This is a genomic window from Paenibacillus sp. FSL k6-2145, from assembly GCF_037976585.1.
Taxonomy (GTDB): domain Bacteria; phylum Bacillota; class Bacilli; order Paenibacillales; family Paenibacillaceae; genus Paenibacillus.
Window position 1 is genome coordinate 3,644,015 of the sequence record NZ_CP150267.1, and the last position, 25,719, is coordinate 3,669,733.

Consider the following 25,719-nt stretch of genomic DNA (forward strand, 5'->3'; position numbering starts at 1 on the left):
GTTCATTGTCAGCATCTTGTTTGTTTAAAGTATAATCAATGGTGTTTGTAACTCCTATGTATCTATCTTTCACGAATCTTTCAAAAATGTAAGATTAGATTGTATGAACAAAAAAAGCACTGCCGGCATATTGCCAGCAGTGCTTGCTTGATGTTATACAGGTCTTACCGTAAAGGTGAAGTGATACGCGCGGTTGGCTGGCAAGGTGTATTCAGCGTGGGTACGTGCACCCCAGCTGTCATCTCCGCCAACACCCATTTGTTTGTAATTGATGCGAGCGACAGTTTGTGTGCTCTGAGGTAATTTGTACACATGGTCGTTTGCTTCCAGTTCCTCGGGTGTCCACGGCAACGCATTGATTTCAAATGGTATGGTGGCTTCAACATGCAGGCCAAACTGACCATCCGCTGACGTAATTCCAGCAAAGCGTACATCCGTTTTGTTACCACACTCTTGTGGTTTCAGGTATGGAACGAATTGATCTTGGACTGCACCTGTGTAATAACCGAGACGTGCACTGGCTAGACGGTCTGCATAGTTATCGTGCGGTCCTCTGCCGTACCAGGATATCGTATCCAAGCTGTCATTCAGTTGCAGCAGCATACCGAATTCCGGTAGATCAGGTAAGCCGACGCCTGGAATAAGAGTTTGGCTGATTTCGAGTACGCCATCCGGATCGATTCGATACGTGATCGAGAGCGTACATCCCGGATGTGAATCCCAAGTATAATCGGTCGTCACCAGAATGCCTTGTTCGTCTGCATGGTGTTCGAAACGAATTAATCTGCTGGTAGCGTGAGCATCTCTCCAGAACGCAGAACGCTCATTCAGGCGGTTCCCCATATCATTATCTGTCATGGCTCTCCAGAAATTCGGCCGGACAGGTGCGGTCAATTGCTCCTGATTGTTGGTCTGATAGGACGTTAACGCGCCAGTAGCTGGATTGAAGATCAAGGTTACTTTATCCGTTGTCACTTTCAATTCATCTTGCAGATCCTGTACCTGCGGCGCATTGCCTTGCCCTTGATGTACCGCTTGGATTGGACGCAATCGTGGAGATACCACGAACTGATCCCAGGCGATTTCATGACCTATTCCTGCCCATTTTGTTGCTACTTTGGTAACCAGAGATACAGTCAGCACCGCTTCCTTGAACAGATCGGATGATGGCGTGTATGGGATTCGAACTTCAACCGATTCGCCAGGAGGTACCGCGATATCCAACGAGCCGTTCTCTACGGATACACCATCGTGTGTTACTGTCCATACGAGCGAATATTCGCTCAGATCCGTGAACAGGAACTGGTTTTTGATGCGCAGCAGGCCGTCTTTGACATCAATGGTTTCCATACGAACGTTCTGATAACATTTCTTCACTTCTTCCAGCTTCGGTGTAACCGTCTTATCGGCCAGAATGAGTCCGTTCCCGCAGAAATTGCCATCATGAGGGGATTCACCGAAATCTCCGCCATAAGCGAAATATTCTACACCGTCTGCCGTAGTGGTACGAATGGACTGATCGACCCAGTCCCAGATGAATGCACCCTGCAACACATCATATTTATCGAACAAATCCCAATACAGATGCAGACCTCCACAGGAGTTACCCATGGCATGGCTGTATTCGCAGATAATATAAGGTTTCTTCGGACCTTTCATGCGCGCGTATTGCTCCACATCTTGTGGGCTGATATACATCGTCGATTCAATGTCGCTTGCCGAATCGGAAGGACGATAATGGAAAGTCCCTTCATAATGAACGAGACGGGTTGGATCGACTTGTTTCAGATAATCGTACATGGCGATGAAATTATCGCCGCCGAAGGATTCATTACCCAGAGACCAGATAATAACGGACGGATGGTTTTTGTCCCGTTGGAACATCGAGTTACAGCGATCGATTACATTATTACGCCATTCCGGCTTGCTTGCGGGAATGTTATTTTCATTCATTTCCTTTTGCCCATAATACCATGTGCCGTGAGTTTCCAGATTAGTTTCGTCAATGACATAGAGGCCGTATTCATCACACAGTTCGTACCAGAGTGACTGATTCGGATAATGGGATGTGCGCACCGCGTTAACGTTATAGGACTTCATCAACTCGATGTCACGGATCATGTCTTCCCGCCCAATGGCTCGACCCTTATCCGGGGAAAATTCATGACGATTCACGCCTTTGAACACAATGCGTTTGCCATTGATTTGCATCAGGCCGTCCTTCAGTTCAAACTTGCGGAATCCAATCCGGCTGCGAACAGCCTCCAGTGTTTCGCCCGATTCATTCTGAATGGACAGCACAAGTGTATATAGATGAGGGAACTCGGCACTCCATAGAAGCGGCTTTATAACCTCTGTTGACAACTGGAATGAAAGTTCATCCTCACCTTGGAACGTAACGGCCGCAGTAAGTGGCTGCTTCAGTACAGTATGTTGCTGTGCATCATAGAGCTGTGCCTGAACGGACAATCCGGCAGTGTTCTGCGCGGCATTATGATTAAATAATTTTAAATCCAGCTGTAGCTCCGCATCCTGATAGGCATCATCCAGTTCAGTGCGAACAAAGAAATCGGCGATCTGAACCGGGGAAGGGGAATGCAGGTATACACCACGGAAGATGCCACTTAACCGCCAGAAATCCTGGTTCTCCAGCCAGCTCGCATCACACCAGCGATATACCTCCACAGCCAGCTTGTTCTCACCTTCCGTTAGATACGAAGTAATATCAAATTCTGCGGGCGTGAACGTGTCTTCACTATAACCGACCAGCTCTCCGTTCACCCATACATAAAAGGCAGATTCAACGCCCTCAAAGTGCAGCAGAACAGGACGGTCTTTCCAGTCAGCAGGAACCGTAAACGTACGGATATACGAACCCACCGGATTATAAGTTGTTGGTGCAAATGGTGGCTTCAATTCAGGCTCACGTTCGACCCACGGATAGGTCATATTCGTATATTGGGGATAATCGTAACCTTGTAGCTGCCAGTTGGAAGGAACGGCGATCTCGTCCCAGTCACTGGCATCATAGTTGTTCTCATAAAAGGATGTAATCCGTTGCTCCGGTGTCTCCGCAAAGGCAAACTTCCACTGACCATTCAGTGATTCGTACCATGGTGATGCGCTGGATTCATTGGATAACGCTTCTGCTACAGATGGAAACGCTACCATAGACGCATGTGCAGGTAGACGTCCTACTTGAAAAGTCTCGGGATTGTTGTTCCATTCCGGGTATCCATTTGCCGGAGGGGTGTGTACCAGTTTCTTTCGCATAACAGCAACTCCTTCTGAAATGTTATAATATTGTCATTATAGAATTGAATGATGACTTAGAGAATAAAGAATATTGCCCATATATATCACAATATGAAACTAACGATGAAGAAAGTGGTGTACTGGATGGATACCCGGATTTTTTTTGGTAAAACAGAAGAAGCTGCTCGCCTGCCGATCTATATGACCACGGTTGGTTACTGGGAACACCAATATGAAACCGAGCGTCCAGAGGGATTCCCGGATTATCAGATCCATCAGATTATTCATGGTCAGGGGAGGCTGATTATACAAGAAGAAGAGTATATTGTCGGACCGGGTGACGTTTTCTTTCTATATCCCGATGTTCCGCATCGATATATGCCCATCAGTGACCGCTGGGAGCTGGCTTGGGTCTCGTTTCAGGGGAGAGAAGCCAGCCAGTTATTATCTTATGCGGGGATAACCGGTTCACGCGTATGCAGACTCAGGACAGCAACGCTGCTGCGTGGCCTGGAGCAACTTCTGGTTAGAGGAGAGAATGGCGGTGATACGGATTACGCAGATTACGATGTGGAATGCTCCAAACAATTATATGCCCTGCTGCTGGATCTGAAGCCACTGCTCATCGCATCCGCCAATTATAATGATGAACTGGAGCGCTTGAAGCCTGTGCTACGTTATATCGCAGAGCATCTGGATCGTTCACTTTCCCTGAAGGAACTTGCCGATGTGGCTGTGGTATCTCCCCAATATTTGTGCAGGCTGTTTCAGAGAGCACTCCATACCAGACCTGTATTTTACGTGAACCAGGAACGGATCAATCGAAGCAAACAACTTATGTTCAGTGAGAGAGAGCTTCGAATATATGAAGTTGCTGATCGGGTGGGTTACGAGAATGCCAGTTATTTCTGTGCGATGTTCAAAAGGCATACAGGCATGAGTCCAGAGCGTTTTCGCAAACTGCACGGACTGAATTGAAAGTCTGAATGCTGTTATTCATTTTGAATTTTGATCTGTTATTCATCCCAATTTCAGTTTCCATTAAGGTTGGGAAGGTAAGATAAGTCTTGTAAACCCCTTCTCGTGTTAAATAGATGTGTGACTGGCCCTATCGGATTGTCCTCCGGTAGGGCACTTTTTTTCTTCATTTCTTCGGTTGATGGTATGATAGATAAATACATAATGTGTAACCAACTCGAGTGACCGGAGGATGGAATTGTGGATCACAGTTTGCACCCGTTGTTTAAGCCTATTCAGATGAATGGAACGTACCCTAACAGTTATTATGTTGAGAAAGTACCTGCTGCCGGTCTGATGGCTTATGTGGCCTGTTATTGGGAATCAGGATCTCTTCCTAAAACACATGCGGATGTTGCTAAGAGAGAAGTTCCAGAGCGATCGATGACGACGGTACCTGCCCGGGTATTGCCGGATGGTTGCACGGACATGCTGATTACATACGACCCGGTCTGTTCAGAGCACTCCTATGCTTACTGTGGCAATTATACACAGCCGTTCGCTCTACCTGAGCCATCCGATGATGGTTCCCCTGCTGGAGACTACACCTTTGGTGTCCGGTTCTTCCCGGGTGGAGCTCATGTCTTCCATGGCATGCCTCTGGAGTGGTTTACGGATAAGCGAATTGCCCTTCAGGAATGTTGGCCGGAGAAGCTTAACGAGCTTCAGGAACGGATGGCCGAAACGAATAGTTTTGCAGAGCGAGTAGAGGTTATGAATGCGTACTTGAGTCCGTTGCCCGTGCAGGCAAGCACATCTGAGAACAATTTGATGAAAAACGTGCTGCACCGCATCTTTATAGATGGGGGACGTATGACTGTCCAAGAGCTGGCGATGCGTGAAGTGATTAGTGAACGGCAGTTGCATCGCAAGTTCTCGGAATGGGTCGGAATCAGCCCCAAACGATTCAGTGAGGTGGTTCGTTTTCATCGTGTGCTGAGCGATATTCATCAGGGAAACACGGCAGACTGGGCAATGCTTGCCCAGAATCATGGATTTTTTGACCAAGCCCATCTGATTCGGCAATTTCGCAAGTTTTATGGAGAGACTCCATTGACGGCAGCCAGAGAGCATGGCAGGATGTTGTCCGATTTGTACAATAGATCTGTAGAAACGTCGGTTATACTTAAATCGTGAGAATAAAAGGTAAGGGAGACATCATATATGAATGGAACATTGCAGATTCGGGATCACTTGTTAAATGAATTGGAAACAGGCGTACGTACGGGGGCTTCGTTAATTCGCTTGATCCGTTCGGAGGATTGGTCTTATCGTCCACAGGAGAATATGCGTTCATTGGTGGAGCTAGTGCATCATTTTATCCAGATTACCGCATCCGATCTTGCCATTATGCAGGAAAAAGGTGAAGCTGAGGTTGGGCTGGTAGAGAATAGCCTGTCGGGGATTGAGGATATCGAGAAGCTTGAAGCAACATTATGGAGCAATTTCGAATCCTACAAAGCCTATATCACGGGATTGAGCGAAGATGACTTTTTGAATCGTTCAACGAAAGCTTTTTATATGGAACATGGTCATTTGCAGGTTCAATGGCAGATTGAAACGGTAACGCATGTATTCCATCACCGTTCGCAGCTGTATAACTATCTCAAGCAGCAGGGCCATGAACTGAACTTTTTCATGCTGTATGCGTAATTAAACCTGTAATAATAAAGTAAGCTTAGTTAGCCCCACCGGATAGTCCGGTGGGGCTTTTTTTGCGTACAGTCGTCTATCAATCTATGAAGTCTATCAAAATTGGACATTATGACGCTGGTAATTCACCGTTGCTTTAATAGATTTTAAGCATAGAATACCGTATCACAGCAAAAGGAGGTGATTTCGATGGCCATCCTTTTACCGCAACAGTTTTACAATCTTCCAGCCGGTGTAGGCAAGTCTTACTACGAAAACTTGGCTGGAGGCACCAATGCCAGCGCTACAGTGAACAACTTTGGACCATTTCCAGTATCTCTCGTAATAACACGTGTTAATGAACCTGTAGTCACTTACGTTATTCCTGTAAACAGCAGCCTTACCATTTCTGCAGGTGGAGTTCTGGTTTTTGCCTTGTTAGCTAACCTTGGAGGCGCAGCTTCCGGAACAATTCAATTTGCCGTAGCAGATTTGTAATTGGTGTGGACTGAAATGGAATGACCTCTGTCGGACATCTTGTCGACGGGGGTCTTCTTTTTTTATGGATATACATAGATTTAAATTAATTAAGTGGCTGGTTTACGATTACATCTGTATTCAATGCTTTTAAAATTTTTCTTGGTAAATAATAAATACGTATTACCCTTAAAATTTAACAGCGCCTTTATACAGGTTTGTTTACTTTGGCGGTCATTCGATTAATTTAAGGTAAAGCGGCACGCAGACTTGTGTTGGCATACAGGAGGTTAGTCGATGATGAACAGAACAATCTTATTTGAAACTGAACGGTTGGAATGTGCGACTTGGAACGAAGGAGATCGTGCGCTGGCGTTTGCATTGTGGGGCGATCATGAGGTTGCCAAATGGATTAGCAGCAAGGGGTTCCTGAGCGAGGATGAAGTAGAAGCGCGATTGACACAGGAGATTCAAAGGCAGAAGGAAGCGGGTGTGCAATATTGGCCCCTTTTTGAGAAAGAGTCGGAGGTGTTTGTCGGTTGCTGTGGCCTGCGTCCGTATTCTCCAGAAGAGGAGATCTATGAATTGGGATTTCATCTAACCCGGGATCACTGGGGCAAAGGGTATGCGCAGGAAGCGGCGCGGGCGGTAATTGGTTATGCCTTTGACAAAATGAATGTGAAGGCACTGTTTGCCGGGCATCATCAGGATAATGAAGTGTCACGTCACATCTTGTTGAAGCTGGGATTTGAGTATACAGGTGATGAACGTTATGAACCGACAGGAAAGATGCACCCATCATATGTGCTGAAAAAACCGTAAATATGCTTCGAATAGGGACAGGCCATAGGCTATCCTAATGAAGTGAATTCATTTATATGAGAAATGTGGTCTACTGTATATCAACCTGGTTTTCATGCTTTTTTTATTTCGCTTTCAGCTTCTATTAAGGTAGCAGAGGTAAGATAACTCTTGTAAACCCCTTCTCGTGTTAAATAGATGTGTGACTGACCCCGCCGGGCGCCGGTGGGGTATTTTTTTGTTTGATTTTCAAATAAACAAAACTAAACAAAAATAAGTAAAAGTATATTTCTGTGTTTTTTATTGACTATCAAAGATAAACAAAGTTATAATGAATGTGAAATAAAGAACTTACTATGTACGTGGCAAGCCATATGATTTTCAATATAAGGAGAGATTGATCATGAACGTGACCCTTACCAATGAAACAACGCAGGCTGCAGGTTTCCATATTCCATTTGTCCGTGAGATGGCTGAGATTACACAGCATATGTGGAAAAATGGCTGGGATGAGCGTAATGGCGGTAATGTCAGCTATCTGCTGGAGGAAGAGGAAGTTACCCAATATATCGATATCCATCATGTGATTCGCAAGATCAAACCGGCATTTTCGGTGCAGGAGCTGGCAGGCAAGTATTTTATCGTGACCGCATCGGGCAAATACTTCAAAAATGTACTCGCTGATCCGGAGAGTAATCTAGGGTTGCTGCGTGTATCGCAGGATGGACAGGAGCTGGAAGTGCTCTGGGGATTGAAGTCCGGGGCGAATCCAACAAGTGAGTTGCCTACACATTTCATGAGCCATATCGAACGTCTGAAATTAGACCCCAACCACCGGGTGGTCATGCACAACCATGCCACTCATGTATTGGCTATGACGTTTATCCACGAATTGGATGAAGCAAAATTCACCAAGACCCTCTGGCAGATGTGCACGGAGTGTGTAGTTGTATTCCCGGATGGGATTGGTATTATTCCATGGATGATTCCTGGATCGAATGAGATTGGCCGCGAAACGGCTGAGAAAATGAAAGAATACCACGCGGTCATCTGGCCGCAACATGGCATCTTTGGAACAGGAACAACGATTGACGAGGCATTTGGTCTGATTGAGACCATTGAGAAGGCAGCCCAAGTGTACATGCTGGTTGCCGGCCACGAGATCCGGCAGAGAATTACGGATGAGCAGCTGACCACACTGGCACAAGCGTTTGGTGTTACCCCTCGTCCCGGCATTCTGGGCAGTTAAAATAGTCAACGCATAGATCAAGGAAGTGGCTTTTGGTTCATTGAACCAAAGGCCATTTCCTTTTTTTTGACGAACAATCGTCATTTTGGTTCAAAAAAGTTCAAATTGCTGAACAAGAATGGCTTTGTTATCGATTATTGAATCGTAGAATGCATTATCACGCGCTGGCGAATTTCGGGTGAAATGACGTATTGTCAATAGCTCTGCGATTTTGCATAATAACAATGCTTCACAGATGAGAGACGGAAGGAAGTTATGATCATGCTTGGCAAAATGAAGAGAATCTTAATAGGCAAGCCAATGAAATCGGCTGAACTGGATGGAGAAAAATTGGGGAAATGGAAGGCGCTCGCCATCCTGTCCTCGGATGCCCTATCGTCCGTTGCCTACGGTACGGAACAGATTTTGCTGGTGCTCGTTGCGGCCGGATTCGCCGCCCTGTGGTATTCTGTTCCGATTTCCATCGCCGTACTGGGATTACTCGTCATTTTAATTTTTTCCTATCGCCAGACGATATTTGCTTATCCAACAGGGGGCGGCGCTTATATCGTAGCCAAGGATAACCTGGGTACAACATCCAGTCTGATTGCCGGAGGATCTCTGCTGGTCGATTATATTCTGACCGTTGCGGTAAGTTCGTCCGCAGGGACGGATGCGATTACGTCGGCTTTTCCTATGCTGCATGACTACAGTGTTGTGATTGCACTCATTATGATTGTTTTTCTAACGATTATGAATTTGCGGGGAGTGACGGAGTCAGCGTCTGTGCTGGCGATCCCCATCTATCTGTTTATCTTTTCGATTGCAATTCTGATTATCTCGGGCGGAATCAAATTTCTTGCCGGGGGGATGGAAGCAGCTGCACCTGAATTCGGAACAAGTCTATCCCATGTAAGTATGTTTCTGTTATTGAAAGCATTCAGCTCCGGATGTTCGGCCTTGACTGGTGTGGAAGCGGTAAGTAACGCGATCCCAAACTTCAAGCAGCCTGCCGAGAAAAATGCCGCGGGTACATTACTGCTCATGGGTTGTATATTGGGAGCCATGTTCATCGGCATCACCTTACTGGCTTATGGGTACGGAGTGAAGCCTGATCCCAAAGCAACGGTCATTTCCCAGATTGCTGAAGCGACATTTGGCAGGGGGACGATGTATTTTATCATCCAGGGTGTAACGGCACTGATCCTGTTCCTTGCAGCCAACACAGCTTATTCGGCTTTTCCGCTGTTATCCTTCATGATGGCAAAGGATAAATACATGCCGCATGCATTTATGGTCAGAGGAGACCGCCTTGGTTTCTCAAACGGAATCATTTTCCTCAGTGTGATGTCTGCGCTGCTGGTGGTCGGGTTCAAAGGAAATACGGAGAGCCTGATTCCGCTCTATGCGGTAGGGGTGTTCATTCCATTTACCCTGTCACAGCTCGGTATGATGATTCGCTGGATCAAAGTCAAACCGTCTGGCTGGCAGATGAAGTTGCTGGTCAATACCGTCGGTATGCTGACTACGTTATCCATTACCCTGATCTTTATTTTCACCAAGTTCACACAGACATGGGTCATCTTTATCTTTTTGCCGCTCGTTGTTTATGTGTTCATGCGTATTCACCGTCACTATTGCAACATTGCCGATGAGCTGCGGATTGATATTCAGGTCGATAAGCCAGCCAAAAAAGGCAATACGATAGTCATTCCTGTTGCGGGCATTACCCGGGTCGTCATGAATACGATCAGTTACGCCCAGACGATGTCGGATCACGTGGTCGCGCTGTACATTGGCTTCGATGATGAGGCGATACGCAAGATGGAGCAGAAGTGGGAGGAGTGGAATCCAGGTGTTCGTCTGGTCGTGATCAAATCGAGATACCGTAGCATTATGGGGCCGCTGAAGAAATTCATTGATACCGTAGAGTGGAAAACGGCCGAGACCGATCACATCACCGTATTGATTCCACAATTCATCACCAAGCACTGGTGGCAAAATGTACTGCACAACCAGACCAGCTTCATGATCCGGGCCTATCTGATCAATTACAAAGACGTGATTGTCACCACGGTGCCATATCATCTTAATCGTTAACTCGAACGGTTAATCGCTTTACCTCGTGTGGGAGATTTACAGATTATTGTAAAATGAGTCAAGTTCTTTAACAGACAAACGTTCATATTCCATTTACACATCGAACCGCAGGGATATCTCCAAAAAGGGGAGTTCTTGCGGTTTTTTTGTCATGAGATCCGGTCTGGATACCGCTTTCGAATGGATGCACATTTGCGTAAAGTCCCTTGTCCATGATTAACGTTACGTTGATTCAGAATGAATTTTGCTGTGACATTCGACTCTTACACTAGATAACGTGGTGCTGAAGTTGATATAACATTCCACACACACTGAATGCGTGAAACAAGGGGGAAGAAAATCCGATGAGTGAGCTTGATAACCGGATCAGCTTGCCCGCCGCCAAACGGCGCGTATCCGGTACGAGTGAGCGCCGGACAGCCTCGCTGCGTGTGCAGCGAATGCGGGAGAATATGCTGGCCTATGGTTTCCTGGCACCATCGCTGCTTTTGTTTGCAGTGTTTCTGTTTTACCCGATGTTTAAGTCCGTGTACCTCAGTCTGCATTCCACAGATCCGACGGGACAGATTGCGGCTTATGTAGGACTGGATAACTTCAAGGCTGTGTTCCAGTCGGGACTGTTTATGCAAGGGATGAAAGTGACTTTACTATTTGTCCTGTTTACAGTGCCTACGGGTATGCTGGCTGCTCTGATTCTGGCTGCACTGACTCACAACCGATTCAAGGGAATGCGTGTGTTCCAATTTGTGTTCTCTCTGCCCGTGGTGTTATCCGTTGGTTCGTCAGCGGTCATCTGGAAGTTTCTCTTCCATCCCACCCTGGGCATGCTGAATTATCTGCTTGGCAAAGTAGGCATCGATCCAATTCCCTGGCTCACCAGCCCGGATTGGGCATTGATCTCGATCTCCATCATGACGATCTGGATGAACCTCGGATTCAACTACATTATTCTATCCAGTGGTTTGGCAGGCATCCCGGATGAGATCTACGAGAGCGCCAAGATTGACGGTGCAGGACCATTGCTGACGTTTCGCAAAATTTCGATGCCGCTACTGTCACCCACGTTATTCTTTGTTACGGTCGTATCGATCATTGGTGCTTTTCAATCGTTTGGTCAGATCAACATTTTAACCCGGGGTGGCCCGATGGACAGTACAAATGTTTTTGTCTATTCCATCTATCAGGAAGCCTTTGTTAATTTCCGCTTTGGTACAGGTAGTGCGCAGGCACTGATCCTGTTTGTGGTGATTATGCTGCTGACCCTGATCCAGTTCAAATGGGTAGAAAGGAAAGTGCACTACCAATGAGTGCGACATGGACCAAAACGCTGTTGTATGTATTACTGACGATCTGTGCAGCACTTGTGCTGTATCCGGTGATGTACACCTTTTTCATGGCCGTGATGACGCCGGAAGATGCTAGCGCTTATCCGCCGCATATCATTCCAAATTCCATCGATCTGTCCAACTTTAGCGAAGTATTTGATATTGTTCCGATCGGCCGATTTATCGGCAATACCTTTCTTGTGGCAGGACTGACAACGCTTGGTCAACTGATTACAGCGAGTATGGCAGCTTATGCTTTTGCAAAAATGCAGTTCAAAGGCAAAAACGTCATCTTCAGCATGTTTGTCGCAACGATGATGATTCCATGGGAAGTGACGATGATCCCCAACTACCTGACGGTTCGCAGCTGGGGTTGGCTGGATAGTTACCAGGGGCTTATGGTGCCTTTTCTGGCAACGGCGTTTGGAACATTCCTGCTAAGACAGTTCTTCATGCAGTTACCCAAGGAACTGTTCGAGGCGGCGAGGATCGACGGTTGTGGTCATATTCGCTATTTCATATCGCACGTCTTGCCTTTGTCCCGTCCGGCACTTGGTACATTGGCAATCTATTCATTCTTAAGCATGTACAATTCATATCTCTGGCCGCTGCTGGTGACAAATACACCGGAAATGAGAACCGCACAGATCGGGATCTCGATGCTGGAGTTCCAGGAATCCACAGCGTGGAATCTGGTATTTGCCGGGACAGCAATGGTGATTCTACCGTCCTTGCTGCTATTGGTCTTCGGGTTGAAACAGCTTGTCCGCGGAATGGCCGCAGGCGCGCTGAAGGGGTAAGGTGAGAAAGTTTTAAAACTATTTAATTGAAGTGGAAGCTCTGAAGGTTTTGATCTAAAGATTTTGATTTAGAGGTTTTGATCTAAAGATTTTGATTAGAGGTTTTGAATTAAACCTTGTATCTTCGTACAAGGTCTAATGTTTGGATACCAGGAGCGAATAAAATGAGGCTCGTGCTTCAAATAAAATGTTGAAATGGACGACGATAGTAGTGGAGGGGACGAAATCGATTCTGAAGAAGCGAAGCGTTCGCCTTTATCCCCGGATTTCCCCCTTTGAAAGGGGATGAAAGAAATCCGGGGGTAACAGCGATCAAAAGAACGATTCGTAACCGTAACGGCCACACCGCGTCATCCCAAGATTTTATTGTACGCGAGCCATATAAAAGGAGAGCGATTTCGTTTGAAAAAAAGAGGAACATTTGCATTAATGCTGGCTGCACTCATGTTGGTTATCTCCGCTTGCGGAACAAAAGCGGAAACAAGTAGCCCGGCAAGTGGAGCTCAAGCAGAAGCAGCCGCAGCTGAAACAACACAATTGACGTGGTGGCACTCCATGTCTGGCGCTGGGGAGAAAGCCATTAATCAACTCGCTTCTGACTTTAATGCTAGCCATCCCGACATTCAGGTGAAACCCATCTATCAAGGGAAGTACGATGAGAGCTTGAACAAACTCAAAGCTTCCATGGGCTCAGACAGCGGTCCAGACATTATCCAGGTCTATGAGATCGGCAGCAAGTTCATGATCGATTCGGGCATGATTACGCCAGTACAACAGTTCATCGACAAGGACCAGTTCGACCTTTCCCAACTGGAGCCAAACATCATCCGGTATTACACCATCGATGGCAAGTTGAACGCCATGCCGTTTAACACATCGAACCCGATCCTGTACTACAACAAGGATATGTTCAAAGCAGCAGGTCTGGACCCGGAGAACCCGCCGAAGACGTATGAAGAGTTTGAGCAAGCGGCAAAAGCACTGGCAAAAGACGGTAAGCCAGGTGCATCCATGGCGATCTATGGCTGGTTTATGGAACAGTTCTTTGCAAACCAGAATGCAGATTATGTAAACAATGGAAACGGAAGAACTGAGGCAGCTACAGAGTCTCTGCTGAACTCCGAAGCTGGAGTGAAGACATTAACGTGGTGGAAAAAGATGATTGACGAGAAAACCCTCTCCAATCTGGGACGTAGCACAGACGATACAACAGCAGCATTTACCGCTCAGCAAATCGGTATGACCCTTGATTCTACGGCTGGTCTGCGTAAAATCGTAGAAGGTTCAGGTGGCAAGTTTGAACTGGGAACAGGCTTCCTGCCTCGTCCAGCGGATGCCAAAGAAGGCGGCGTTGTAGTGGGTGGAGCGAGTTTGTACATTATGAATAACAAATCGGAAGCACAACAACAAGCGGCATGGGAATTCATCAAGTATTTGGCTACACCAGAGGTACAAGCGAATTGGAGTGTTGCGACAGGATACTTCCCTATTACGACAGCAGCCTACAATGAGCAAGTATTAAAGGATAATATGGCGAAGTACCCGCAATTCCAGACAGCAGTCGATCAATTGCACGCTTCCGCGGATTCGACAGCAACATCCGGGGCATTGATGGGTGTATTCCCAGAAGCCAGACAACTTGTCGAAGGAGCGATTGAAACGGTCCTGAATGGACAAGGTACACCACAGGAAGCACTGGATGCAGCAGCCAAACAAATTACAGACAAGATTGCGCAATATAACAGTACGGTAAAGAAATAACGGTAAGCTAATCTCAAAATAAACATGCGGCGATCAATCCTGATCGTCGTATTGTTATGCCTGTGTCTTGAAATTCTATAAGACTTAAGTCTGATTTTTCTTGAGAAGGGATAGAAAGATACTGTAAATAAATGTCGAAATACGAAACGATTTATATTTTTTGATGTTAATTTATCTAACGTATATGGTTTAATGTGCACATGGATATGACTCTAAAAGATCAAAAAGACATGAATTTGATCTGTAATTAGTCCTAATTAGCTTTGAATAATAGAAAATGATTTATTTCTGTAATGTATATGTTCTATTTTCTTTCATATCGAAGAAATATTGTTTACACCAACCTGTTATTCAGTTATCTTATATTTGAACTAATGTACAAACTGGCTGAACAAATGATTGCCAAGTTGAAAACATGGGGGTAGGACGAATGAACAACAAGCAAGTGAAACGTTGGGCACAAGGGTTTCTGGTTTTCGTTCTTGTCGTTACATGTGCAGCACCAATAGGTAGATTAAGTAGTATCGCATATGCTGATGAGGAAAGTGTAGTAACGGAACAGCCGCAAACAAGTGAACAGGAGACCTCTATACCGGATGTTGTTTCAACGGAAGAATCGTCAGACCTGGAGGGGACAGAGTCACCAACTAACGAAGATGGTGATTTTGATGGAACTGAAAGTGAGGAACCAGCTGAGACCGATAATTCAGAAGTGCAGGAAGCAGACGGGACTGGAATCATATCCATTGCTGATGCGCGAGTCCTTGCACCAAATACAAATGTAGCCGTTTCAGGTGTCGTAACGTACAGTGAACTCTCCGGAGAATTCACGAATTATTATATTCAAGACGAAGAAGCTGGCATTGTAGTCCGAGCGAAAAATCAAGTTGACGTGGGGGATCGCATTGAAGTGTATGGCCCAATTACCCACTACAGTGGACTCGTCCAGATCGAGAAGGATAAGTCAGGTTTTACCGAAGGATACATGAAGGTAACTGAGCAAAATGTAACACTCCCCGGACCCAAAAATATGGTGTCCACAGACTTTGTCAGACCAGCAGACCAAAGTAACAAAGGTCCGGGCGAAAAGTATGAGGGAATGTTTGTCGAAGTAAGAGATATTCAGGTAACACGGGGCAGTAGTTCGACGTTCTACGCTACGGATAGTCATGGTGCTGAGATGACGATTTATGCCAAAAACTCTCCTACCGCGCTAACTGTCGGCAAAACCTACGAATATGTGCAGGGTGTTCTCACGTTCCATACAAACTATGGTTTGGAACTGATTCCGCGAACAGCAGCGGATGTTGTAGAAAATAGCATGTCTGTGATGGCAAGTGTTCCATCCGGCGGGATTCCCCGAAACAATGAAGTCACATTAACCTCTCCAGCCAAGGGTGCGATTGTACACTTCACAACGGATAATACAGAGCCTACTTCTTCTTCCGCCGTGTATAGTGGCCCATTAGTGATTGATCAAGACATCGTAATCAAGGCTGTTGCCATTCTTAATGGACAATCCAGTGCAGTGTACACCTTTACGTATCAAGTACTTCCTGATAAAGAAAACTTGCGTATCCATGATATTCAGGGCGCAGGACATACCTCTGTTTTTAACGGATACGATGTTAAGGATATCGAAGGTATTGTTACTTCCGTCAGTACAAGCAGTTTTTACATGCAAGAGCTTCCAGGTGAGATTGACGATGATGTTCGAACCTCCGAAGCCATTCAGGTATATAAACCCAGTCATGGGGTTATCGTTGGCAACCAGGTGAAGGTATCCGGCAAAGTTACGGAGTATGGGGCGGTTAACGAATTAACCACCACGCAAATTACGGCAAATACCATTGTAAAAGTGTTAGATAAAGTTGATCTACCTGTTCCTGTGAAGTTGGGTGTCAATGGGCGTATTATTCCCACAGTCATTGACTCGGACTCTTTTGCAGAATTTAATCCGGAGACGGATGCTATAGACTTCTATGAAAGTCTGGAAGGCATGCGTGTTGAACTGGAAAAGCCTGAAATTATAGGTCCTTACTCCAGTCAACCGGGTCTGGCTGTTGTTGTGGATAATGGTGAGAACAATCCACTTCGCACACCTAATGGTGGTGTTATTCTGACTGATAACAAGAAAGATATGAATGAGAGTGATCTCAATCCACAGCGTCTGTTTATCGGCAAGAAACCTTCCAAAGCAGTAAAAACAGGTGACAAATTGGATGGTAATGTAATCGGAGTAATGACTTACTCTAGCGGCAATTTCAAGGTGAGTCCTGAAGGGAATTTACCAGCAGTCATCCCGGGAGAAACGAAACAAGCGGTTACTTCCATTGAGAAAGCAGCAGATAAACTGACCATTGCCACATTTAATGTGGAGAATTTCAGCAAAAAGGATGCATCACGAGCAACTAAAATCGGCAAAATCATCGTAGATAATCTGAACACGCCAGACATCATTGGTATTATGGAAGTTCAGGATAACGATGGCGATGCCGACACGGGCACAACAGCGGCCAATGAGAGTTTTCAGACTCTTATTGATGCAATCAAAGCGAACAACGGACCGACATATCGATATAGTGAGATTTCTCCGGAAAATAACAAGGATGGCGGGGCACCTGGTGCCAATATTCGTGTAGGATTCCTTTATCAACCGAACCGTGTATCGTTGGCTACTGGTATCGGAAAAGGAAATGCTACGACAGCGATCACAGTCAAAGCAGACGGTAGCTTATCCAATAATCCGGGTCGTATTGCACCAGGGGATGAGGCGTTCGCCAGCTCCCGCAAACCACTTGCCGCTGAATTCGAATTCAATGGTGAACGTGTAGTGGTGATTGCCAACCACTTCAATTCCAAAGGTGGAGACCTGAAACCTTTTGGAAATATACAGCCTGCCACTCGAAGCAGTGAAGTTCAACGGGCGAAACAAGCTGCATTGGTGAATGGATTTGTGAAAGAGTTACTGAACAAAGACCCTGACGTAAATGTCGCCGTTCTCGGTGATTTCAATGACTTCCAATTCTCAGAAACATTGAACATTGTCGAAGGTAATGAACTGGACAATCTGGTAAACGAACTACCAGAGAACCAACGCTATTCCTACATCTATGATGGAAACTCTCAGACACTGGATCACATTCTGGTGAGCAAAAACCTGACTAAGACAGCAGCCATCGAAGTCGTACATGTAAATGCCGATTTTGAGACAGCGGATGGACGAGTGAGCGATCATGATCCACTACTCGCACAATTGAGTATTGGAGATCCAGTGCAAGAAGGGGACTTCAACCTTCGCGTGCTGCATACGAATGATACGCATGCGCATCTGGATAACATCCCTCGCCGAGTAACGGCAATTAAGGAAGCACGCAATGATAAGACCCTGGTGCTGGATGCTGGGGACGTGTTCTCGGGTACATTGTACTTCAATCTGTTTAACGGTCTGGCTGATCTGGAATTCATGAACATGATCGGATATGATGCCATGACCTTTGGTAATCATGAGTTTGATAAAGGTCCAAGCGTACTGAAAGCATTTATTGAAAAAGCAGAGTTCCCGTTTGTGAGTGGAAATATTGATTATTCAAAAGATGCGAATTTAAGTGGTTTGTACAACAATCACATCGGGAATCCGGGTGAGAAAGCCGAAATCTATCCGGCGATTATTACGGAGGTGAATGGTGAGCGAGTCGGTATTTTCGGACTGACGACACCGGACACGGTATCTCTTTCCTCACCAGGGGATGACTTGAAGTTTGTGGATTACAAAGCAAGTGCACAGGCAACTGTAGAGATGCTGCAAAATGAAGGCATCAATAAAATCATTGCTTTGACTCACCTGGGCTACTCAGAGGATCTCAAATTGGCTGAAGCCGTAGAAGGAATCGACATTGTGGTAGGTGGTCATTCACACACCATTCTGAACGCACCAGTTTTGGTGGATACCCATGCGGACCCAACTTTGGTTGTGCAGACTGGGGAATATGACGTTTCTCTTGGTCAACTGGATGTTACGTTTGATGAAGCAGGCGTATTGAAAAAGTGGAACGGCAAATTGTTGAGTCTGGATGCCAAAGATGCAAACGGCCAATTCGTCTATGCTGATGATATGGAAGCCGCAAACAAGCTGAAAGAATATGCGCCTCAGCTGGAACAATTCAAGAAAAAAGTTATTGGTAAAACGAATGTCTTCCTGGATGGAGAACGTGGCACTGTGCGGAAACAGGAAACCAATTTAGGAAACCTGATGACAGACGGTATGCTGGAGAAAGTGAAATCCATTGTGCAGGAAAATGACGTCAAAGGATACGTGGCGATCCAGAACGGCGGTGGCATTCGAGCTTCATTCCAGACAGGGGATATTACGCTGGGCAATCTCCTGTCTGTGATGCCATTCGGTAATAATCTGTCTGCTTTGAAAATGACAGGCAAGGAAATCACAGCCGCGCTGGAAAATGGCGTTAGTGGTGTGGAAACGGGAGAAGGGCGCTTCCCGCAAGTGGCAGGCATGCGTTTCTATTACGATTCCACGAAACCAGGCGAGAAAATTGATGCAACGACCAACACCGTAACCCAAGTCGGTCAACGTATGGTCAAAGTTCAGATTAAGAATGCAGATGGTACGTACTCGGATATCGATCCGAACGGGTATTATATCGTCGCTACCAATTCATTCATGGCTAACGGTGGAGACTTCTATCGTGCTATGAGAATGGCGAAAGATGATAATCGATTCTACGAATTAAATCTGGTCGATTATGAAATCTTCCATGAACATCTGGACCGTGTAGGTACAGTCGATCAAAAGACGGAAGGACGCAGTACGGATCTGAAAGGCACGCCACTTCCCGGGGATGGTAATGGAAGCAATCCTGGTAATGGTGGCGGCAATAATGGAAGCAATCCTGGTAATGGTGGCGGCAATAATGGAAGTAATCCGGGCAGTGGTAACAGTGGTGGAGGGTCTACAACACCTACTAAGCCTGTAACTCCAACAACACCGACGACACCAACCAATCCTACGAACCCAACTACGCCAACCGTTCCTGGTAATGGAGGAGGTACGAATCCAACCCCTCCTGTTGTGGACCTGAAAGATATCGGAAATCACTGGGCGGCGGCTGCCATTGAGCAGGCCATTTCCCGGGGAATTGTGAACGGATATCAGGATGGCAATTTCCGTCCGAATGCACCAGCCACACGTGCTGAATTCATTGTTATGTTGGGAAGAGCATTTGAACTTCCAGCCAGCAACAAGGCATTGACGTTTAGGGATGCGGCTGGGATACCTGCATGGGCACAATCCTTTGTTGCTCAGGCAGTCGATCAAGGCATCATTAGTGGTTATACGGATGATACGTTCCGTTCAACGGGGAAAGTATCACGGGTAGAGATGACGGTTATGCTCGTCAGAGCACTCGGCCTTCCGGTACAGTCCAATTCGTCACTGAGTTTTGCGGACGCAGATAAAGTACCGGCGTGGGCTGTTCCATATATCGCTGCTGCATATGATGCAGGACTGGTAAAGGGGACAGGGAAAAATATGTTTAACCCCCTCGCTGAAGCCACACGTGCTGAAGTAGTGACCTTGTTATTGTCGGCAAGCGAGTTGCAAAAGCAATAAAACGCATGATACAGACGGTGTAGAACAGCTTGCAGACTTTCATCTGCAAGCTGTTTTTTTACTAGGGCGTGTCTGAAACTCCGAAGGAAGTAGATTTTGCCGAATTTTCGTTCCAAGCAAGGAAGTTTTCTGCAGGCGTGCCGGGGCACGTCAAGGGAAAGTGACGCAGCAGGGGGCGAAAAGGCGGTGAAAGATGCACTTCAGCGAGTTTTGAGATACGCCCAATTAATGCCTGTTAATTTTCACCAAGTGAAGGTATAGTAGACAGGATTATATTGAAGGAGTGTTGACGAAATGCAAGATCAACCCGTTTTAATCGCACTATTTGCCATAGCGGCAGGAATTTTTAGTTTGCTCGGTGGTATCAACAATTGGGACTGGTTTATGAAGAGTTTCAGAGCAGGAATTTTTGTGAAGACTATTGGACGGCAGGGCGCAAGAGTGGTATATGGTATTCTCGGTGTAGTTATGATTGTCATTGGTGTACTACTGTTACTGATCGGATAGTTATTGGGAAATAACCGAACTCACCAAGTATCATCTACATACGATGTTCATGAGCGAAGGCAAAGTAAGAGGATATGTGAGAAGAGTCAAATGGAAAAAGCGTGTGAATACTTAAAGTAGCAGTATGCAGTATGACCAAGATAGAATATCAAATCAAATAGCATGCCTGAAAAAAATCGTAGCCAAAACAAAAAGACCACCGAAAAATTTCGGTGGTCTTTTTACCAAATTCAGGTTTATCCATCTCAATCTGGTTTAATTATCTTTTAAGTCTTCAACAGAGTTGATATCCATATACGTTGGAACAACCAGACCTTGTTTAACTCCTGTCATGCTGACAGCGATATCTTCAATCTTGTCTCCATATGTCTCCCAGTAGTCCCCATGTGTAAGCGGGAGCCATACGGCTGGAGAAGCATCGATATCACCTGCCGCCAAGCCTGCCCACATTGGACCAGCTTCGACTTGCAGTGCTTTGACTGTGTAACCCAGATCCGTCTCAAGCACGTACTTCATTAGGTTGGTACTCGCAATTTCAGAGTCCCATGCAACATAACCGAGACGTAAATTGTCACCTTTAACCGGGGTTAACCCCTTGGTCCATTCTTCAATTTGGTCCGGATGTTTTTCTGCATAAGTCTTGGCAGCTTCTTCAGGCGAAACGCCCTTTTGAATGTCTACCATGATTTCACTCATCTGATCCGCAGTCCAATTAAAACGAGAGAAGAACTCGTAGGCAACGGGATGATCTTCCTTGATTCCCTTACGTCCAACCGTGTGAACTTCCTCTGCATCGCCGAAAATTAAGTCGGGATCATCCAAATACTTCAGATCATACTGATTGAACATCCAGTGCGGAGTCCAACCTGTAACGATGATGGGTTCTTCATTTTTATAAGCTTTGTCCAATGATGCAGTCATTGCTGCTCCAGAACCTTCAATCAGATTCCAGTTAGACAAATCATAATGCTTAATGGCGTTTGCTGTGGCCTTCATCAGACCTGCACCTGGATCAATACCAACGATTTGGTGATTAACCTCTTCGCCCACATTAGCACTTGCCGATGGAGTGGAAGAAGCGGCACCTGTCTCCAGATCTGCAATCGAATTGACTTCAGTCATGTACTTAGGAACCACGAGGCCTGTACGTACACCTGTCATATTGGCACCCAGATCGTCCACCTGGTCTTTGTAACGTTCCCAGTAGTCTGCGTGTGTCAATGGCAGCCAAGCTGCTGGAGAGGCATCTACGTCGCCTGAGGCAACACCCGTCCACATGGGTCCGGCTTCGACTTGCAGAGCGTTAACTTTATAACCCAATTCGTTTTCCATCACATATTTCAGCAAGTTCGTACTTGCGATTTCGGAATCCCAAGCCACATAGCTGAGTTTGAATGCATCACCGTTCACTGGAGTCAGACCTTTGGTCCACTCAGCAATCTGATCGGCATGTTTCTCAGCATAAGCTTTAGCTGCTTCTTCTGCGGATGTGCCATCCTGGATAGCAGTCATCATTTCACCCATTTCATCCGATGTCCATTGGAAACGGGACAGGAATTCAAACGCAACAGGGTGATCTTCTTTCAGACCTTTACGGGCGATGGTATGAATTTCTTCAGCATCACCGAAAGATTTCTCTGGGTCTTCCAAATATTTCAGATCATATTTGTTGAACATCCAGTGCGGAGTCCAACCTGTAATAATGATTGGTTCTTCATTTTTGATCGCTTTGTCCAATGTAGCAGTCATGGCTGCACCAGAGCCTTCAATCAGAGTCCAGTCAGTCAGTTTATAGTCTTCGATCGCTTTTGCAGCGGACTTCATAATACCAGCCCCTGGATCGATACCGATAATCTGATAGTTCACTTCTTGACCTACAGCATTGGCTGCTGAATTGTTGCCACCAGCGGAAGTTGTGCCACCAACGAAGTATTGTGAGAAACCAGCTACAAGCACAAGGAATGTTGCCGCAGCAGTGATCCATGCTTTTTGCTTGGCTGTAATGCGTGAGGTCTTTTTGCGACCTGGCATAAACACATTTTGTGTAAAACGGTCCAGAACAATCGCGAGTACAACAACGGCCAGACCAGCTTCGAAACCTTTACCGATTTGCAGCTGTGTTACGGCACGATAGACTTCCGCACCAATACCTTGTGCACCAATCATGGATGCAATAACAACCATGGATAGTGACAGCATGATGGTCTGGTTAATACCGGACATCACGGTAGGCAAAGCGAGTGGAAGTTGTACTTTGAACAACTTTTGCATGGAAGTTGAGCCGAATGCATCAGCTGCTTCAACCAATTCGCCAGATACCTGTCTGATACCCAGGTGAGTCAGACGAATCGTTGGCGGAATCGCAAATATAACGGATGCGATAACACCTGGAACGACACCAAGGCTAAAGAATGTAACCGCAGGCAGCAAGTAGACAAATGCAGGCATTGTCTGCATGAAGTCAAGCAACGGTGTGACAATACGCGCCGCAGTTTTACTGTATGCGAGCCAGATTCCGACAGGCACACCAAGCAGGATCGAAACCAATCCTGAAGTGATAACCAGACCGAGTGTGTCCATGGATTGGGACCAGTATCCCAAGTTATCTACGAGCAAGAACCCGATAACCGTAAACAGTGTCAGTGGGAGTCGACCTACGAGGAACGCAAGAACACCCAATATCGCAATGAACAGGAGTGGATGTGGCAGCATGAACAGCCCGGAGAAAAATCCGACCACTTCCTGAATAACAACAGAGATAACTTTAAACAATCCGGAGAGCGAGGAGCTCATCCAGTCAACGATGGATTCAATCCACGATGCGAGTGGTATTTTGGGAATCATTCACAAGTTCCTCCTTTACTGCAACTTCACCGCTAAGCGCACCCAGCAGGGCACCGCGGACGATAACACCTTGCAGACGGCCATTCTCACCAACAACAGCGAGCGGCACATGGGCAGAACTTACGATTTCAAACAATTCATGAATCAGGGTCTCAGGCGAAACCGTCGGCCCGTCCGTGATCAGAATGTCGTTCAATACTTTGTTTTCGCGCATTGCACGGGTTGCATCTTCAGCTGTAATGACACCAAGCAGTTTTTTCGATCGGTCAATGACAAACAGGTTGGAAATACCACGTTCGCGCATTAATTCGAGGGCAACACGAGGACCACGATCAAGCGTAATTGTTTCAGGGCGACGCATTACGTGAGATGCTGTAAGGACCTTGGACAGATCCACGTCTTCGACGAAGCGGGCCACATATGAGTTGGCCGGTTGAATCATGATTTCTTCCGGTGTACCGATCTGCACAACTGCGCCGTCTTTCATGAGGGCAATACGATCGCCGATGCGCAGCGCTTCGTCCAAGTCATGGGTAATGAAAATAATGGTCTTTTTCATCTTATCCTGAAGCTCGATCAACTCATCTTGCATATCACGGCGAATCAATGGATCAAGTGCACTGAAGGCTTCATCCATCAGTAGTACTTCCGGGTCATTGGCAAGTGCACGCGCCAAGCCGACACGTTGCTGCATCCCACCACTGAGTTCATCTGGCATTTTGTCTTCCCAGCCTTTAAGGCCAACCAGCTCCAGTGAAGTTTTTGCCTTCTCCCGGCGTACTTCCTTATCTACTTTTTGTATTTCCAATCCATACTCCACATTATCAAGAACGGTACGGTGCGGGAACAACGCAAACTTCTGGAAGACCATGCTGATCGTTTTCCGGCGCACTTCGCGCAATTGTTCTTTGTTCATCTTGCGTAGATCCTTACCATGGACCAGAATTTCTCCGGATGTTGGTTCAATCAGACGATTGAACATCCGAACCAGTGTGGATTTACCACTCCCGGACAGTCCCATAATAACGAAAATCTCGCCTTCCTTAATGTCCATGTTGACCCGGTTGACACCAACCGTTATCTGTTTTTCTTTGGCCAACTTTTCTTTACCCCAACCTTGCTCCAGTAATTGCAGACCTTGCTCGGTTTGGGGGCCAAACAATTTACTTACGTTTTTCACTTCAAGTATGGTCATGTTTTCACCCCTTCTGATGTGTTGTGCACTTCGAACGGCTTTCAGCATCCATAAGCCCATACACTTATGCGCCCAGCCACGAAATCCGGTAGTTGTTGCTTCGCTTCCCGTCTTTCTGGGTAACGTTTTGTATTCTAACAATACTTACCCTGTATAGCAACCGAATAAACAGTACATAATGTTTGTACAGTAAAAACTGTACAAAGTTTTCCTCCCATATGCTCCGTCATTCTCCTTATTCTGCCTAATAAGGTTCCTTTACATTTGATATTGCTTTTTCTACAATAGAAAATGAGCTGAATTGAAGCTGAATTTTTTGGTTAAAAGATAGTCATAGGCAATTGTAGCCTGGTAAAGTTCCCATTTTCATACATTGGGTGAATGAAAGCCCTCTGGCATATATGATGTCCGGCCGAGTGCTTTCCCATGTAAGCAGGACTTTTAAAGTGTTGCAATTATTTCGCCAAAGACTGTGGAATGTTCAGAATGGAGGTTGCAAGCATGGGCTTGGACCATTTACAAGAGGAACAGCAGGCAACCGTGCTGAAGATTCGTAAGCGCGTCATTGAAGCCATTGGACGTAATATGGATCTTTACGGGGTTACGCTGTCTACGGGACACTTATATGGATTGCTATTTTTTGCAGACAAACCAATGACCCTTGACGATATGGGACGGGAAATGGAAATGAGCAAAACGAGTATGAGTACAGGTGTACGAACACTGCTGGATTTGAAAATGGTAAATAAAGTGTGGAGCAAGGGCTCCAGAAAAGACCTATATGAAGTGGAATATGACTGGCATCAGACGTTTACGGATTATTTTGCGATTAAGTGGAGAAAAGCCGTGGAGAGTAACCTTCAGGTTCTACGCAAATCAATTGAAGAACTGAATCGATTAGTCGAAGATCTGGATAAAGAGGCGGATGCTGAACTTATCCACATCCTGATGGAAGACAAACACAAAGTTTTGCAAGCGGAAGCATATTACAAATGGTTGGATCGTTTGATTGATACCATGGAAGATGAAGAGATATACAAGCTGGTTCCGAAGGAGGAGATTAAGGAACATTCATAATTACATGCAAAGGGCCCTTTCCGTTATAGGAGAGGGCCCTTTGGCCTGTGCAATAACTTACTGAATTATAA

At 46.0% G+C, this 25,719-nt stretch carries 16 protein-coding genes; 13 read left to right on the top strand and 3 right to left on the bottom strand.

Going from position 1 to position 25,719, the window contains the following annotated elements:
- Positions 1-153: 153 nt before the first annotated feature.
- A complete protein-coding gene (locus NZ043_RS16005; RefSeq protein ID WP_339308856.1) occupies positions 154-3,273 on the bottom strand; it encodes a glycoside hydrolase family 2 TIM barrel-domain containing protein in 3,120 nt (1,039 codons plus the stop codon).
- Positions 3,274-3,378: 105 nt separating this feature from the next.
- On the opposite strand from NZ043_RS16005, the gene NZ043_RS16010 reads away from it, so the two are divergent.
- The 12 genes from NZ043_RS16010 (at position 3,379) to NZ043_RS16065 (ending at position 20,532) form a co-directional block, all read left to right on the top strand.
- Positions 3,379-4,233 carry an AraC family transcriptional regulator gene (locus NZ043_RS16010; protein WP_339308858.1) on the top strand — a complete coding sequence of 285 codons (855 nt, stop codon included), beginning with the start codon at positions 3,379-3,381 and terminating at the stop codon, positions 4,231-4,233.
- 240 nt (positions 4,234-4,473) lie between these two features.
- Complete coding sequence (locus NZ043_RS16015) at positions 4,474-5,409, top strand: helix-turn-helix domain-containing protein (RefSeq protein WP_339308860.1); 936 nt, start codon at positions 4,474-4,476, stop codon at positions 5,407-5,409.
- Between the two features lie 27 nt (positions 5,410-5,436).
- A complete protein-coding gene (locus NZ043_RS16020) occupies positions 5,437-5,925 on the top strand; it encodes a DinB family protein (protein WP_091033740.1) in 489 nt (162 codons plus the stop codon).
- Between the two features lie 189 nt (positions 5,926-6,114).
- Complete coding sequence (locus NZ043_RS16025) at positions 6,115-6,402, top strand: hypothetical protein (RefSeq protein WP_091033737.1); 288 nt, start codon at positions 6,115-6,117, stop codon at positions 6,400-6,402.
- A 276-nt stretch (positions 6,403-6,678) separates the two neighbouring features.
- Positions 6,679-7,203: a GNAT family N-acetyltransferase gene (locus NZ043_RS16030; protein WP_339308862.1), complete on the top strand. Its 525-nt coding sequence runs from the start codon at positions 6,679-6,681 to the stop codon at positions 7,201-7,203.
- 382 nt (positions 7,204-7,585) lie between these two features.
- A complete protein-coding gene (rhaD, locus tag NZ043_RS16035) occupies positions 7,586-8,431 on the top strand; it encodes a rhamnulose-1-phosphate aldolase (RefSeq protein ID WP_133386749.1) in 846 nt (281 codons plus the stop codon).
- Between the two features lie 261 nt (positions 8,432-8,692).
- Entirely contained in the window at positions 8,693-10,510 is a 1,818-nt protein-coding gene (locus tag NZ043_RS16040; protein WP_133386750.1) for an APC family permease, read from the top strand.
- 344 nt (positions 10,511-10,854) lie between these two features.
- Positions 10,855-11,817, top strand: coding sequence for a sugar ABC transporter permease (locus NZ043_RS16045; RefSeq protein WP_091033725.1), 963 nt, complete (start codon positions 10,855-10,857; stop codon positions 11,815-11,817).
- A complete protein-coding gene (locus NZ043_RS16050) occupies positions 11,814-12,635 on the top strand; it encodes a carbohydrate ABC transporter permease (protein WP_339308863.1) in 822 nt (273 codons plus the stop codon). The genes NZ043_RS16045 and NZ043_RS16050 overlap by 4 nt, the downstream gene beginning before the upstream one ends.
- 402 nt (positions 12,636-13,037) lie before the next feature.
- Positions 13,038-14,396, top strand: coding sequence for an ABC transporter substrate-binding protein (locus NZ043_RS16055; RefSeq protein ID WP_133386752.1), 1,359 nt, complete (start codon positions 13,038-13,040; stop codon positions 14,394-14,396).
- A gap of 430 nt (positions 14,397-14,826) precedes the next feature.
- Entirely contained in the window at positions 14,827-20,025 is a 5,199-nt protein-coding gene (locus NZ043_RS16060) for an S-layer homology domain-containing protein (RefSeq protein ID WP_339308865.1), read from the top strand.
- 294 nt (positions 20,026-20,319) lie between these two features.
- On the top strand, positions 20,320-20,532 hold the full coding sequence (locus NZ043_RS16065) for an immunity 17 family protein (RefSeq protein WP_047842001.1): 213 nt from the start codon (positions 20,320-20,322) through the stop codon (positions 20,530-20,532).
- A 255-nt stretch (positions 20,533-20,787) separates the two neighbouring features.
- Here NZ043_RS16065 and NZ043_RS16070 read toward each other — a convergent pair whose 3' ends face one another.
- Positions 20,788-23,376 carry a glycine betaine ABC transporter substrate-binding protein gene (locus tag NZ043_RS16070; protein WP_339308867.1) on the bottom strand — a complete coding sequence of 863 codons (2,589 nt, stop codon included), beginning with the start codon at positions 23,374-23,376 and terminating at the stop codon, positions 20,788-20,790.
- Entirely contained in the window at positions 23,342-24,571 is a 1,230-nt protein-coding gene (locus NZ043_RS16075) for a glycine betaine/L-proline ABC transporter ATP-binding protein (protein ID WP_076331983.1), read from the bottom strand. The genes NZ043_RS16070 and NZ043_RS16075 overlap by 35 nt, the downstream gene beginning before the upstream one ends.
- Positions 24,572-25,072: 501 nt before the next feature.
- On the opposite strand from NZ043_RS16075, the gene NZ043_RS16080 reads away from it, so the two are divergent.
- Positions 25,073-25,648, top strand: a complete 576-nt coding sequence (locus tag NZ043_RS16080; RefSeq protein WP_133386754.1) for a GbsR/MarR family transcriptional regulator — start codon at positions 25,073-25,075, stop codon at positions 25,646-25,648.
- Positions 25,649-25,719 lie beyond the last annotated feature (71 nt).